General features: G+C 65.3%; 12 protein-coding genes. 11 read left to right on the top strand and 1 reads right to left on the bottom strand.

Going from position 1 to position 11,978, the window contains the following annotated elements; all coding sequences use genetic code 11:
- Positions 1-46: 46 nt before the first annotated feature.
- The 6 genes from WV31_RS15355 (at position 47) to WV31_RS15330 (ending at position 5,723) form a co-directional block, all read left to right on the top strand.
- The gene (locus WV31_RS15355; protein ID WP_085374391.1) at positions 47-925 is read left to right on the top strand and encodes an HpcH/HpaI aldolase/citrate lyase family protein; all 879 of its coding nucleotides are present in this window, start codon (positions 47-49) and stop codon (positions 923-925) included.
- Positions 926-1,023: 98 nt separating this feature from the next.
- Positions 1,024-2,100 carry a MaoC family dehydratase gene (locus tag WV31_RS15350; RefSeq protein WP_085374390.1) on the top strand — a complete coding sequence of 359 codons (1,077 nt, stop codon included), beginning with the start codon at positions 1,024-1,026 and terminating at the stop codon, positions 2,098-2,100.
- A gap of 259 nt (positions 2,101-2,359) precedes the next feature.
- Positions 2,360-2,737 carry a succinate dehydrogenase, cytochrome b556 subunit gene (gene sdhC, locus WV31_RS15345; RefSeq protein ID WP_085374389.1) on the top strand — a complete coding sequence of 126 codons (378 nt, stop codon included), beginning with the start codon at positions 2,360-2,362 and terminating at the stop codon, positions 2,735-2,737.
- Between the two features lie 15 nt (positions 2,738-2,752).
- Positions 2,753-3,133 (top strand): succinate dehydrogenase, hydrophobic membrane anchor protein, encoded by a 381-nt coding sequence (gene sdhD / locus WV31_RS15340; protein ID WP_085374388.1) that lies wholly within the window; start codon positions 2,753-2,755, stop codon positions 3,131-3,133.
- Positions 3,134-3,137: 4 nt separating this feature from the next.
- Entirely contained in the window at positions 3,138-4,922 is a 1,785-nt protein-coding gene (gene sdhA, locus WV31_RS15335; RefSeq protein ID WP_085374387.1) for a succinate dehydrogenase flavoprotein subunit, read from the top strand.
- Between the two features lie 21 nt (positions 4,923-4,943).
- Complete coding sequence (locus WV31_RS15330) at positions 4,944-5,723, top strand: succinate dehydrogenase iron-sulfur subunit (RefSeq protein WP_085374386.1); 780 nt, start codon at positions 4,944-4,946, stop codon at positions 5,721-5,723.
- A gap of 64 nt (positions 5,724-5,787) precedes the next feature.
- On the opposite strand, the gene WV31_RS15325 is transcribed toward WV31_RS15330, so the two are convergent.
- On the bottom strand, positions 5,788-6,192 hold the full coding sequence (locus WV31_RS15325; protein WP_085374385.1) for a hypothetical protein: 405 nt from the start codon (positions 6,190-6,192) through the stop codon (positions 5,788-5,790).
- 159 nt (positions 6,193-6,351) lie between these two features.
- Here WV31_RS15325 and WV31_RS15320 point away from each other — a divergent pair, with 159 nt between their 5' ends.
- The 5 genes from WV31_RS15320 to sucD all read left to right on the top strand — a co-directional run bounded on the left by WV31_RS15320 (position 6,352) and on the right by sucD (position 11,882).
- Positions 6,352-7,284: an exopolyphosphatase gene (locus WV31_RS15320; protein WP_085374384.1), complete on the top strand. Its 933-nt coding sequence runs from the start codon at positions 6,352-6,354 to the stop codon at positions 7,282-7,284.
- A 71-nt stretch (positions 7,285-7,355) separates the two neighbouring features.
- A complete protein-coding gene (gene zapE / locus WV31_RS15315; RefSeq protein WP_085374383.1) occupies positions 7,356-8,519 on the top strand; it encodes a cell division protein ZapE in 1,164 nt (387 codons plus the stop codon).
- 297 nt (positions 8,520-8,816) lie between these two features.
- Entirely contained in the window at positions 8,817-9,776 is a 960-nt protein-coding gene (gene mdh / locus WV31_RS15310; protein ID WP_085374382.1) for a malate dehydrogenase, read from the top strand.
- Between the two features lie 31 nt (positions 9,777-9,807).
- Positions 9,808-11,004, top strand: coding sequence for an ADP-forming succinate--CoA ligase subunit beta (gene sucC / locus WV31_RS15305; protein ID WP_085374381.1), 1,197 nt, complete (start codon positions 9,808-9,810; stop codon positions 11,002-11,004).
- 2 nt (positions 11,005-11,006) lie between these two features.
- Positions 11,007-11,882 carry a succinate--CoA ligase subunit alpha gene (sucD, locus tag WV31_RS15300; RefSeq protein ID WP_085374380.1) on the top strand — a complete coding sequence of 292 codons (876 nt, stop codon included), beginning with the start codon at positions 11,007-11,009 and terminating at the stop codon, positions 11,880-11,882.
- Positions 11,883-11,978 lie beyond the last annotated feature (96 nt).

Below are 11,978 nucleotides of genomic sequence, written 5' to 3'. Positions count from 1 at the left end.
TCGGGTAGTCTGCCCCGCCTTTTGCCACTTTGTCGGAGTTTCGTCCATGGCGACCACCGCGCGGCCCCGCCGTTCCGTCCTCTACATGCCCGGTTCCAATCCGCGCGCCCTGGAAAAGGCCCGGACGCTTCCCGCCGACGGCCTGATCCTCGACCTGGAGGACGCCGTCGCCCCCGATTCCAAGGAAGAGGCCCGCAAGCAGGTTGTCGATGCGGTCAAGGCCGGCGGCTACGGCGCCCGCGAACTGCTGGTGCGCGTCAATTCGCTGGCCACCCCCTGGGGCCAGGCCGACGTGGCCGCCGCCGCCGCGTGCGGAGCCCACGCCGTGCTGATTCCCAAGGTGGAAAGCGCCGACACCGTGCGTCAGGTGGAAGCCATCATGGTCTCCAACGGGGCGCCCGCCGACATGGCCATCTGGTGCATGATGGAAACCCCGCGCGGCATGCTGCGCGCCGAGGAGATCGCCGGGTCCAGCCCCCGCATGGGCGGCTTCGTCATGGGCACCTCGGATCTGGCCAAGGACCTGCACTGCGCCCACACCCGCGACCGCCTGCCCATGATCACCTCGCTGGGCCTGTGCCTGCTGGCGGCCAGGGCCTATGGGCTGGCCGCGCTGGACGGCGTCTATCTCGACTTGAACGACGACGAGGGCTTCGCCTATTCCTGCCAGCAGGGCCTGGAACTGGGCTTCGACGGCAAGACCCTGATCCACCCCAAGACCATCGACGCCGCCAACCGGGTCTTCGCCCCGGCCGAGAAGGAAATCGAGTGGTCGAAGAAGATCATCGCCGCCCATGCCGAAGCCGCCTCCGCCGGCAAGGGCGTGGTGGTGGTCGACGGCAAGCTGATCGAGAACCTGCACGTGGAGAACGCGCGGCGCATCGTGGCGCTGGCCGACCAGATCGCCGCCATGGCGGCCGCCTGACACCCTCCCCGTTTCACCCCGTCATGCCCGGACTTGATCCGGGCATCCATGGACCCCCGGGGCAAGCCCGGGGGTGACGAAAATAAAAGGGTCCCGCAATGACCAAGACCAACGCCGGCAATTTCTTCGAGGACTTCCGCCTCGGCCAGGTGATCAACCACGCCACGCCGCGCACCGTCACCAGCGGCGACGTGGCCATGTACACCGCGCTGTACGGCTCGCGCTTCGCCGTCAATTCCTCGGCCGAGTTCGCCAAGTCGCTGGGCCTCGCCGCCGAGAACATGGGCCACATCGCCCCCGTTGACGACCTGCTGGCCTTCCACGTGGTGTTCGGCAAGACCGTGCCCGACATCAGCCTCAACGCCGTCGCCAACCTGGGCTATGCCGTCGGCCGCTTCGGCGAGATGGTCTATCCCGGCGACACCATCACCACCACCTCGACGGTGATCGGGCTGAAGGAAAACTCCAACAAGCAGACCGGCGTGGTCTATGTCCGTTCGGTGGGCACCAACCAGCTCCACGAGATGGTGGTGGAATACGTGCGCTGGGTGATGGTCAGAAAGCGCGACCAGAACGCCCCCGTCGCCGAGGAAAAGGTGCCCGACCTGGCCGAGTCCGTCGCCGCCGCCGATCTGGTGATCCCCGAGGGGCTGAAGCTGTCCGCCTACGACACCACGCTGGCCGGCAGCCCCCATCTGTGGGACGACTACGCGGTGGGCGAGAAGATCGACCATGTGGACGGCATGACCATCGAGGAAGCCGAGCACATGATGGCCACCAGGCTGTGGCAGAATACCGCCAAGGTTCACTTCAACCAGTACACCGAAGGCCAGGGCCGCTTCGGCCGCCGCCTGATCTATGGCGGCCACATCATCAGCCTGGCCCGCGCCCTGTCCTTCAATGGCCTGGGCAACGCCTTCAAGATCGTCGCCATCAACGGCGGACGCCACACCAACCCCACCTTCGCCGGCGACACCATCCACGCCTGGACCGAGGTGCTGGAAAAGATCGAGGTTCCGGGGCGCAAGGACGTGGGCGCGCTGAGGCTCCGCCTGGTCGCCACCAAGAACTGCCCTTGCGCCGGCTTCCCCTTCAAGGCGGAAAACGGCAAGGACTTCGACCCGGCGGTGGTGCTGGACTTCGATTACACCGTGCTGATGCCCAGGAAGAAGTAGGATCGGGTAGGTGCGAGGGGAACTCCCCTCGCACCGGCCTTGGAATTCCAGCCATCACTTAAAAGCGTTTCAACGCAGGCATTCCGCCGTATCACACTCGGCCCGGCGTTTGGCCCTACTCCCTCCGGGTAGGATTTCCCGCCGGAAAGTGTGGTCCCTATCGTTGACTCCGAAGGCACGAGGGGCTAAACACCTACACCGCATCGCCGCAAAGGGCCGATACAAGGCCCATGTCGTCCGTATTTCAGGGGCTATTGCCATGACAACGCGCACCCGGCCGCTTTCGCCTCATATCCAGGTTTACAGGATGCCGTTCACCGCCATCCTGTCCATCAGCCACCGCATCACCGGCGTGGCTCTCGCGGTCGGCACCGTCGTGCTGGCCTATTGGCTGGCCTCGGCCGCCTATGGCCCCGTCGCCTATGGCCACGCCCAGGCCGTGCTCGGCTCGTGGCTGGGCAAGCTGGTGCTGTTCGGCTGGACCGGCGCCCTGTTCTATCACCTGTGCAACGGCATCCGTCACCTGTTCTGGGACAAGGGCCGTGGCTACGAGATCGCCGAGGCCGACAAGTCGGGCCGCATGGTCGTGGGCGCCGCTGCGCTGCTGACCCTGCTGGCCTGGATCTTCGGCCTGTAATCGGGAGCGCCAGATATGAGCCTCGAATCCCCTGTCGGCCGCGCCCGCGGCCTCGGTTCCGCCAAGGAAGGCGCCGGCCACTGGATCGCCCAGCGCGTCACCGCCATCTTCCTGGTCCCGCTGTCGCTGTGGTTCGCCGTCTCCGTGATCGGCCTGTCGCATGCCGACTACGCCACCTTCAAGGCGTGGATGGCCAAGCCCGGCAATTCCTCGCTGCTGCTGCTCACCGTGCTGACCGTGATGTATCACGCCGCGCTGGGCCTGCAGGTGGTGATCGAGGACTACGTCCACTGCGAATGCAAGAAGGTCGCAGCCCTGGTCGGGTCCAAGCTGGTCATCGCCTTCCTCGCCGTCTTCATGACGGTGTCGATCCTCAAAGTCGCGATTGGAGCCTGACGTCATGGCTGCCTACAAGATTATCGACCACACCTACGACGTGGTGGTTGTCGGTGCCGGCGGCGCCGGCCTGCGCGCCACCATGGGCATGGGTCAGGCCGGCTTCAAGACCGCCTGCATCACCAAGGTGTTCCCCACCCGCTCGCACACCGTGGCCGCCCAGGGCGGCATCGGCGCCTCGCTCGGCAACATGGCCGAGGACACCTGGCAGTGGCACATGTACGACACCGTCAAGGGGTCGGACTGGCTGGGCGACCAGGACGCCATCGAGTACATGTGCCGCGAGGCCGTGCCGGCCGTGCATGAGCTCGAGCATTTCGGTGTGCCCTTCTCGCGCACTCCGGAAGGCAAGATCTACCAGCGTCCGTTCGGCGGCCACATGTCCAATTTCGGCGAGAAGCCGGTGCAGCGCGCCTGCGCCGCCGCCGACCGCACCGGACACGCCATCCTGCACACGCTGTACTCCCAGTGCCTGAAGCACCAGTGCGAGTTCTTCATCGAGTACTTCGCGCTCGACCTGATCATGGATGCCGACGGCACCTGCCGCGGCGTGATGGCCTGGAACCTGGACGACGGCACGCTCCACCGCTTCCGCGCCCATCAGGTGGTGCTGGCCTCGGGCGGCTATGGCCGCGCCTACTTCTCGTGCACCTCGGCCCACACCTGCACCGGCGACGGCCACGGCATGGTGACCCGCGCCGGCCTGCCGCTGCAGGACATGGAGTTCGTGCAGTTCCACCCCACCGGCATGTACGGTTCGGGCTGCCTGATCACCGAGGGCGCCCGCGGTGAAGGCGGCTACCTGACCAACTCCGCCGGCGAGCGCTTCATGGAGCGTTACGCCCCCACCGCCAAGGACCTGGCGTCCCGCGACGTGGTGTCGCGCGCCATGACCATGGAAATCCGCGAAGGCCGCGGCGTGGGCAAGGACAAGGACCACATCTTCCTGCATCTCGAGCACCTGGGTGCCGAGACCCTGGAACTGCGCCTGCCCGGCATCACCGAGACCGCCAAGATCTTCACCGGCGTCGACGTGACCAAGGCCCCCGCCCCGGTTCTGCCCACCGTCCACTACAACATGGGCGGCATCCCCACCAACCTGCACGGCGAAGTGCTGCGTCCCACCAAGGACAATCCCGACGCCACGGTGCAGGGCCTGATGGCCATCGGCGAGGCCGCCTGCGTGTCGGTGCACGGCGCCAACCGCCTGGGCACCAACTCGCTCTTGGACATCGTGGTGTTCGGCCGCGCCGCCGCGCTGCACGCCGCCAAGATCCTCAAGCCCGGCACGCCGCACAAGCCGCTGCCCAAGGATGGCTCGGATCTGGCCGTGTCGCGCTTCGACCGTCTGCGCAACGCCTCGGGTTCCATGCATACCAGCGAGATCCGCCTGGCCATGCAGAAGACCATGCAGAACGACGCCGCGGTGTTCCGCACCTCGAAGTCGCTGGCCGAGGGCTGCGAGAAGATGGGCCAGGTGGCCTCCACCCTGCCGCAGATCAAGATCAACGACCGCTCCACCGTGTGGAACTCGGACCTGGTCGAGGCTCTCGAGCTCGAGAACCTGATGGATTGCGCGCTGGCCACCATCGTCGGCGCCGAAGCCCGCCACGAAAGCCGCGGCGCCCATGCGCACGAGGACTTCCCCGAGCGTGACGACGTCGAATGGCAGAAGCACACCCTGGCCACCGTCAAGGACGGCAAGGTGACCCTGGACTACCGTCCGGTGCACACCTACACGCTGACCGACGAGGTCGAGTACATCAAGCCGCAAAAGCGCGTGTACTGAGGAAGGGTAAGGAGAACGCACATGGTTGAATTCGCCCTGCCCGCCAACTCGCGGGTCCAGCCCGGCAAGGTCTACAAGGCCACTGGCGCCAAGAACGTCAAGGTCTTCAAGATCTACCGCTACGACCCCGATTCCAACGCCAACCCGCGGCTCGACAGCTACGAGGTCGACCTCGACGCCTGTGGCCCCATGGTTCTGGACGCCCTGTTGAAGATCAAGAACGAGATCGACTCGACCTTGACCTTCCGCCGCTCGTGCCGCGAAGGCATCTGCGGTTCGTGCGCCATGAACATCGACGGCACCAACACGCTGGCCTGCCTCAAGCCCATCGAGGACATCAAAGGCGACGCGGCCATCTATCCGCTGCCGCACATGCCGGTGGTCAAGGACCTGATCCCCGACCTGACCCTGCCCTATGCCCAGCTGGCCTCCATCAAGCCCTGGATGCAGACCCAGACCGCCCCGCCGCCGGACGGCGAGCGCCTGCAGAGCCCGGAAGAGCGCGAGAAGCTCGACGGCCTGTGGGAATGCATCCTGTGCTTCTGCTGCCAGACCAGCTGCCCCAGCTACTGGTGGAACGGCGACCGCTATCTCGGCCCGTCGGTGCTGTTGCAGGCCGCCCGCTGGATTCTCGACACCCGCGACGAGATGACCGGCGAGCGTCTGGACGCGCTTGAAGACCCCTTCAAGCTGTACCGCTGCCACACCATCATGAACTGCACCAAGACCTGCCCCAAGGGACTCAATCCCGCCAAGGCCATCGGTGCCATCAAGGAAAAGATCGCCGAGCGCCGCCTCTAAGGGCGTCTGGCGATCCCTTAAACGGATGGGGCGGCTCCCATGGGGGCCGCCCCTTTTCATTGCCTTATTCCTCGGCGGACGGCTCCTTCGGCCGGCGTTCGCGCTCCCAGGCCTTCACCTGGGAATTGGAGAACGGATCCACCAGAGCTCCATTGGCCATGCGCATATCGGGATCGTAGCAGTAATAATTGGCCAGATGCGGAACGGTCAGGCGGCACTGCCACTTCAGCTCCCTGACCAGCATGGCCTTGAGGCCGTAAACCTCACAGGCTTCGGCGGCCAGCCGCTCGCGCTCCGCCTTGGGGGTGTCGTTGCCGTAACAGACCGTCAGATTGCCATCATGACCGGGAAGTTTCTGCTTCTTGACGGACTTTTCCATCTCACGGCGGTCGACGAACGCCTCTCCCATGGAGCAGCCGCCCAGAAACGCGACCAGCAGGACGAAGGCGGTAGTGCGGATGGCATGCATCGGAGACGCCCATGGAAACCGGAAAAGCCCCCATTGTTTAAACCAACTCCCCACTTTTTTAAAAACATTCCTGCGCCAGGGACGTTGTCACTGGAACCACTCGAGGCTATTCTCGGGGAAATGGTGTCTACCCCTGGGGTGGGAAAGAGGAGTAGGTCTATGTCCGACGGCAAGAAATTCCGGCTGGTTACCCGCAGCGACTTCGACGGTCTGGTCTGCGCGGTGCTGCTGAAGCAGCTCGATCTCATCGACGACATCAAGTTCGTCCATCCCAAGGACATGCAGGACGGCATCATCGAGATCGGGCCGAAGGACATCACCACCAACCTTCCCTATGTGGAAGGCGTGCACATCGCCTTCGACCACCACCTGTCCGAGACCATCCGGGTGGGCAAGAAGGAAAACCACGTCATCGAGGCCGAGGCCCCCTCGGCCGCCCGCGTGGTCTATAACTATTACGGCGGCTCCAAGGTGTTCCCGGCGGCCTGGAACGAGATGATGGCGGCGGTGGACCAGGGCGATTCCGCCCAGTACTCGCTGGAGGAGATCCTCAATCCCACCGGCTGGACCCTGCTCAACTACATCATGGACGCCCGCACCGGCCTGGGCCGCTTCCGCGAGTTCCGGGTGTCCAACTACCAGCTGATGATGGACCTGATCGATTACTGCCGGAACCACAACATCGACCAGATCCTGGCCCTGCCCGACGTCAAGGAACGGACCGACATCTATTTCGAGCACGCCGAGAAGTTCAAGGACCAGATCAAGCGCTGCTCCACCGTCCACAAGAACCTGGTGGTGTTGGACCTGCGGGGCGAGGACACCATCTTCGCCGGCAACCGCTTCATGATCTACGCGCTGTATCCGGAGACCAACATCTCCATCCACGTGCTGTGGGGCGTGAAGAAGCAGAACACCGTCTTCGCCATCGGCAAGTCCATCGTCAACCGCTCGTCCAACACCAATGTGGGCGAGTTGTGCCTGAAGTACGGCGGCGGCGGCCACATGAACGCCGGCACCTGCCAGGTGGACAACGCCGTGTGCGACAAGGCATTGGGCGACATCATCGCCAAGATCAACGCCGACGGCTGAACGCCCCCGGCATCCAGGACCGGGCGGGAGGCGACTCCCGCCCGCTTTCGTTTCGGGAGCTTGAAGGAACCATGGGCGAAGGCCCCCTGTTCGCCTACCGCGCCAAGGTCGCCAGTGGCGAGGTCCGACCGGACGTCGCCCAGGAACTGGCCATGGAGAAGCTGCAAAGCCTTCACCATGCCCTGGCCCGCTACCGGCCGGCGCTGGGCGAGACCGGCTGGCTGGCCCGCTTCGGCCTGAAGAAGGCGGCGCCGGCCTCCGCCTGGAGCTGGGGCGGCGGCGATCTCGAAGCCCAGGCGGGCCCCAAGCACGGCCTCTACATCTTCGGCGAGGTGGGGCGCGGCAAGTCCATGCTGATGGATTTGTTCTTCCACACCGCCTCGATCCCGGGCAAGAAGCGCGTCCACTTCCACGAGTTCATGCGCGACATCCACGCCGACATCCACAAATGGCGCCAGACGCCGAGCCGCGGCGATGCCGACCCCATCCCCAAGCTGGCCCGCTCCATCGCCTCGGAAGCCTGGCTTTTGTGCCTGGACGAACTGCAGGTCACCGACATCGCCGACGCCATGATCGTCGGCCGGCTGTTCAAGTGCCTGATGGATGACGGGGTGATCGTGGTCATCACCTCCAACCGCCATCCCAACGACCTCTACAAGGATGGGCTCCAGCGGGAACGCTTCATCCCCTTCATCAAGCTGATCCAGGAAAAGCTGGACATCCTGGAGCTGAACTCGGATCGCGATTACCGCCTGGGCCGCAAGCGCGGCCTGCAGGTCTACCACGCGCCGCTGACCGAGGAGGCGGAGAACGCCCTGGAACTGGCCTTCGCCCGGCTGACCGAGGGCGCCGGCGCCACGCCCCACACCATCGAGGTCAACGGGCGGCAATTGCGCATCCCGCTCGCCGCCGTGGGCGTCGCCCGCTTCTCGTTCTCCCAGCTGTGCGGCGCGGCGCTGGGGCCCAGCGACTACCTGGCGCTGGCGTCGCGCTACCACACCCTGGTGCTGTCCGACATCCCCCTGCTGTCGCCCGCCAACAAGGACGAGGCCAGGCGCTTCGTCACCCTGATCGACGCCCTCTACGAGCACAAGGTGACGCTCATCTGCTCGGCCGCCGCGCCCCCCGAAACCCTCTACCCCGAGGGCGTCGGCGCCTTCGAATTCCAGCGCACCGTGTCCCGCCTCATGGAGATGCAGGCCGAGGATTACGTGATGCGGGAGTGGGTGGGGTAGGCGGATCGCCGCACCGCAACATGCCCCAGCCAACCCCTACGGGTAGCCGGCAACCCCTTCCGGGTAGGGTTTCCTGTAACGAGTCCAAAGCATTACCGCCCTGGTCCTACCGCTTTGTGGCCAGTGTTCGGAAATCCCAAGGTTTCCGGCGGGGCGGCTTTGCGCCCGCTGCATGCCAATCCGCTTGCCCTTGGGCGCGAATCGCGTTACCTAAGCCCCCCAGGCCATTTTTGCGCGCTTCCGCGCGCCCCACCCGTTCGTCTAGAACCATCTCACGATTTCGAGGGAACTCCATCCATGGCACGCAAGAAGATCGCTCTCGTAGGGTCCGGCAACATCGGCGGCACGCTCGCCCACCTGATCGGCCTCAAGGAACTGGGTGATGTCGTCATGTTCGACATCGCCGAGGGCATCCCCCAGGGCAAGGGCCTCGACATCCTCGAGTCCACCCCGGTCGAGGGCGTGGACTGCCGCTATTCCGGTGCCAACGACTACTCCGCCATCGCCGGCGCCGACGTGGTGATCGTCACCGCCGGCGTGCCGCGCAAGCCCGGCATGAGCCGCGACGACCTGGTCGGCATCAACCTCAAGGTCATGGCCGCCGTCGGCGAGGGCATCAAGAAGAACTGCCCCGGCGCCTTCGTGATCTGCATCACCAACCCGCTGGACGTGATGGTCTGGGCGCTGCAGCACTATTCCGGCGTTCCCTCGAACATGATCGTCGGCATGGCCGGCGTGCTGGATTCCGCCCGCTTCCGCACCTTCCTGTGTGAAGAGTTCAACGTCTCGGTCGAAGACGTCACCGCCTTCGTGCTGGGCGGCCACGGCGACACCATGGTCCCGCTGGTCCGCTACTCCACCGTCGCCGGCATTCCGCTGCCCGACCTGGTGAAGATGGGCTGGACCACCCAGGAGAAGCTGGACAAGATCGTGCAGCGCACCCGTGACGGCGGCGCCGAGATCGTCAACCTGCTGAAGACCGGCTCGGCCTACTATGCTCCGGCCGCCTCGGGCGTCCAGATGGCCGAAGCCTTCCTGAAGGACAAGAAGCGCGTCCTGCCCGTCGCCACCCTGGTCAAGGCCGGCACCTACGGCCAGCCCGACGACGTGTTCGTCGGCGTGCCGGTGGTGATCGGCGAGAAGGGCGTGGAGCGCATCGTCGAGATCGAGCTGAACGCCGCCGAGCAGGCCGAGTTCAACAAGTCGGCCGACGCCGTTCGCGGCCTGGTCAAGGTCGCCAAGGGCCTGATGGGCTAATCGACAAGACACTCAAGGGGAGCAAGACCCGATGAACATTCATGAGTATCAGGGCAAGCAGGTGCTGGCCAAGTACGGCGTCGCCGTGCTGAAGGGCGGCGTCGCCTACACCCCCGACGAGGCGGTGCAGGTTGCCAAGGAACTGGGCGGCCCGGTCTACGTGGTGAAGTCCCAGATCCACGCCGGTGGCCGCGGCGCCGGCCGCTTCAAGAACGACCCCAACGGCAAGGGCGGCGTCCGCGTCGTCAAGTCGGTCGAGGAAGTGAAGAGCAACGTCGAGGCGATGCTGGGCCAGATCCTGGTCACCAAGCAGACCGGCCCGGCGGGCAAGGAAGTCAAGCGCGTCTACATCGAGCAGGGCTGCGACATCAAGCGCGAGCTGTACCTGTCCATGCTGGTTGACCGCGCCACCTGCCGCGTCACCATCGTCGCCTCCACCGAGGGCGGCATGGAGATCGAGGAAGTGGCCCATAACCACCCCGAGAAGATCCTGAAGGTCGCCATCGACCCGGTCGAGGGCTTCCAGCAGTACCACGGCCGCCAGATCGCCTTCGGTCTGGGCCTCGAGGGCAAGCAGGTCAACACCTGCGTCAAGTTCGTCGGCGCGCTCTACAAGGCGTTCATGGACCTGGACTGCTCCATCGTCGAGATCAACCCGCTGGTGGTCACCGGCGCCGGCGAGCTGATCGCTCTCGACGCCAAGGTGAACTTCGACGACAACGCGCTGTTCCGTCACAAGGACATCGAAGAGCTGCGTGACGAGTCCGAGGAAGACCCGGCCGAGCTCGAAGCCGCCCGTCACTCCTTGAACTACATCAAGCTGGACGGCCAGATCGGCTGCATGGTCAACGGCGCCGGCCTGGCCATGGCCACCATGGACATCATCAAGCTGTACGGCTCCGAGCCCGCCAACTTCCTCGACGTCGGCGGCGGCGCCACCAAGGAGCGCGTCACCACCGCCTTCAAGCTGATCCTGTCGGATCCCAACGTCGAAGGCATCCTGGTCAACATCTTCGGCGGCATCATGCGCTGCGACGTCATCGCCGAAGGCGTTGTCGCCGCCGCCCGCGAAGTCTCGCTGAACGTCCCGCTGGTGGTTCGCCTGGAAGGCACCAACGTCGAGCTGGGCAAGAAGATCATGGCGCAGTCGGGTCTGCCGATCATTGCCGCCGACAACCTCGCCGATGCCGCCGAGAAGGTGGTGAAGGCCGTGAAGGAGGCTGCATAAAAATGGCCGTTCTCGTTAATTCCAACACGAAGGTGATCTGCCAGGGCTTCACTGGCGCCCAGGGCACCTTCCACTCCGAGCAGGCCATCGCCTACGGCACCAAGATGGTTGGCGGCGTGACCCCCGGCAAGGGCGGCACCACCCACCTGGACCTGCCGGTGTTCAACACCGTCGCCGAGGCCAAGGCCAAGACCGGCTGCAACGCCTCCGTGATCTACGTGCCGCCGCCCTTCGCGGCCGACGCCATCCTGGAAGCCATCGACGCCGAGATCGAGCTGGCCGTCTGCATCACCGAGGGTATCCCGGTGGCCGACATGCTGGCCGTCAAGCGCGCCCTGCAGGGCTCCAAGACCCGTCTGATCGGGCCGAACTGCCCCGGCGTCATCACCCCTGGCGAGTGCAAGATCGGCATCATGCCCGGTCACATCCACCAGCGCGGCAAGATCGGCATCGTGTCCCGTTCGGGCACCCTGACCTATGAAGCGGTGGCGCAGACCACCGCCACCGGTCTGGGCCAGACCACCTGCATCGGCATCGGTGGCGACCCCATCAACGGCACCAACTTCGTCGACAGCCTGGAGCTCTTCCTGGCCGACCCCGAGACCCAGGCGATCATCATGATCGGCGAAATCGGCGGCGACGCCGAGGTCCAGGGCGCCGAGCTGCTGAAGCGCTCCAAGGTGAAGAAGCCGACCGTCGGCTTCATCGCCGGCCGTACCGCTCCGCCCGGCCGCCGCATGGGCCATGCCGGCGCGGTGATCTCGGGTGGCAACGACACCGCCGACTTCAAGGTGGAAGCCCTGTTGTCCGCCGGCATCGCCGTCGCCGACTCGCCCGCTTCGCTGGGCTCGACCATGGTGAAGCTCCTCAAGGGCTAAACCAAAAAGTACCAAACGGTCCGGCGCGTCGCCGGAGCGCCGGACCGCCGGTGCGTCGGACCGTCTTTACTAATAATAATAACAAAGCAGTTTGCG

It is taken from the genome of Magnetospirillum sp. ME-1 (assembly GCF_002105535.1).
GTDB lineage: Bacteria > Pseudomonadota > Alphaproteobacteria > Rhodospirillales > Magnetospirillaceae > Phaeospirillum.
This window is presented reverse-complemented; position numbering and strand designations above follow the sequence as displayed.

Bases quoted from the DNA above. Each gene is read 5' to 3' on its own strand.
- WV31_RS15355 (WP_085374391.1), top strand. From the start codon at position 47: ATGGCGACCACCGCGCGGCCCCGCCGTTCCGTCCTCTACATGCCCGGT.
- WV31_RS15350 (WP_085374390.1), top strand. From the start codon at position 1,024: ATGACCAAGACCAACGCCGGCAATTTCTTCGAGGACTTCCGCCTCGGC.
- sdhC (WP_085374389.1), top strand. From the start codon at position 2,360: ATGACAACGCGCACCCGGCCGCTTTCGCCTCATATCCAGGTTTACAGG.
- sdhD (WP_085374388.1), top strand. From the start codon at position 2,753: ATGAGCCTCGAATCCCCTGTCGGCCGCGCCCGCGGCCTCGGTTCCGCC.
- sdhA (WP_085374387.1), top strand. From the start codon at position 3,138: ATGGCTGCCTACAAGATTATCGACCACACCTACGACGTGGTGGTTGTC.
- WV31_RS15330 (WP_085374386.1), top strand. From the start codon at position 4,944: ATGGTTGAATTCGCCCTGCCCGCCAACTCGCGGGTCCAGCCCGGCAAG.
- WV31_RS15325 (WP_085374385.1), bottom strand. From the start codon at position 6,192: ATGCATGCCATCCGCACTACCGCCTTCGTCCTGCTGGTCGCGTTTCTG.
- WV31_RS15320 (WP_085374384.1), top strand. From the start codon at position 6,352: ATGTCCGACGGCAAGAAATTCCGGCTGGTTACCCGCAGCGACTTCGAC.
- zapE (WP_085374383.1), top strand. From the start codon at position 7,356: ATGGGCGAAGGCCCCCTGTTCGCCTACCGCGCCAAGGTCGCCAGTGGC.
- mdh (WP_085374382.1), top strand. From the start codon at position 8,817: ATGGCACGCAAGAAGATCGCTCTCGTAGGGTCCGGCAACATCGGCGGC.
- sucC (WP_085374381.1), top strand. From the start codon at position 9,808: ATGAACATTCATGAGTATCAGGGCAAGCAGGTGCTGGCCAAGTACGGC.
- sucD (WP_085374380.1), top strand. From the start codon at position 11,007: ATGGCCGTTCTCGTTAATTCCAACACGAAGGTGATCTGCCAGGGCTTC.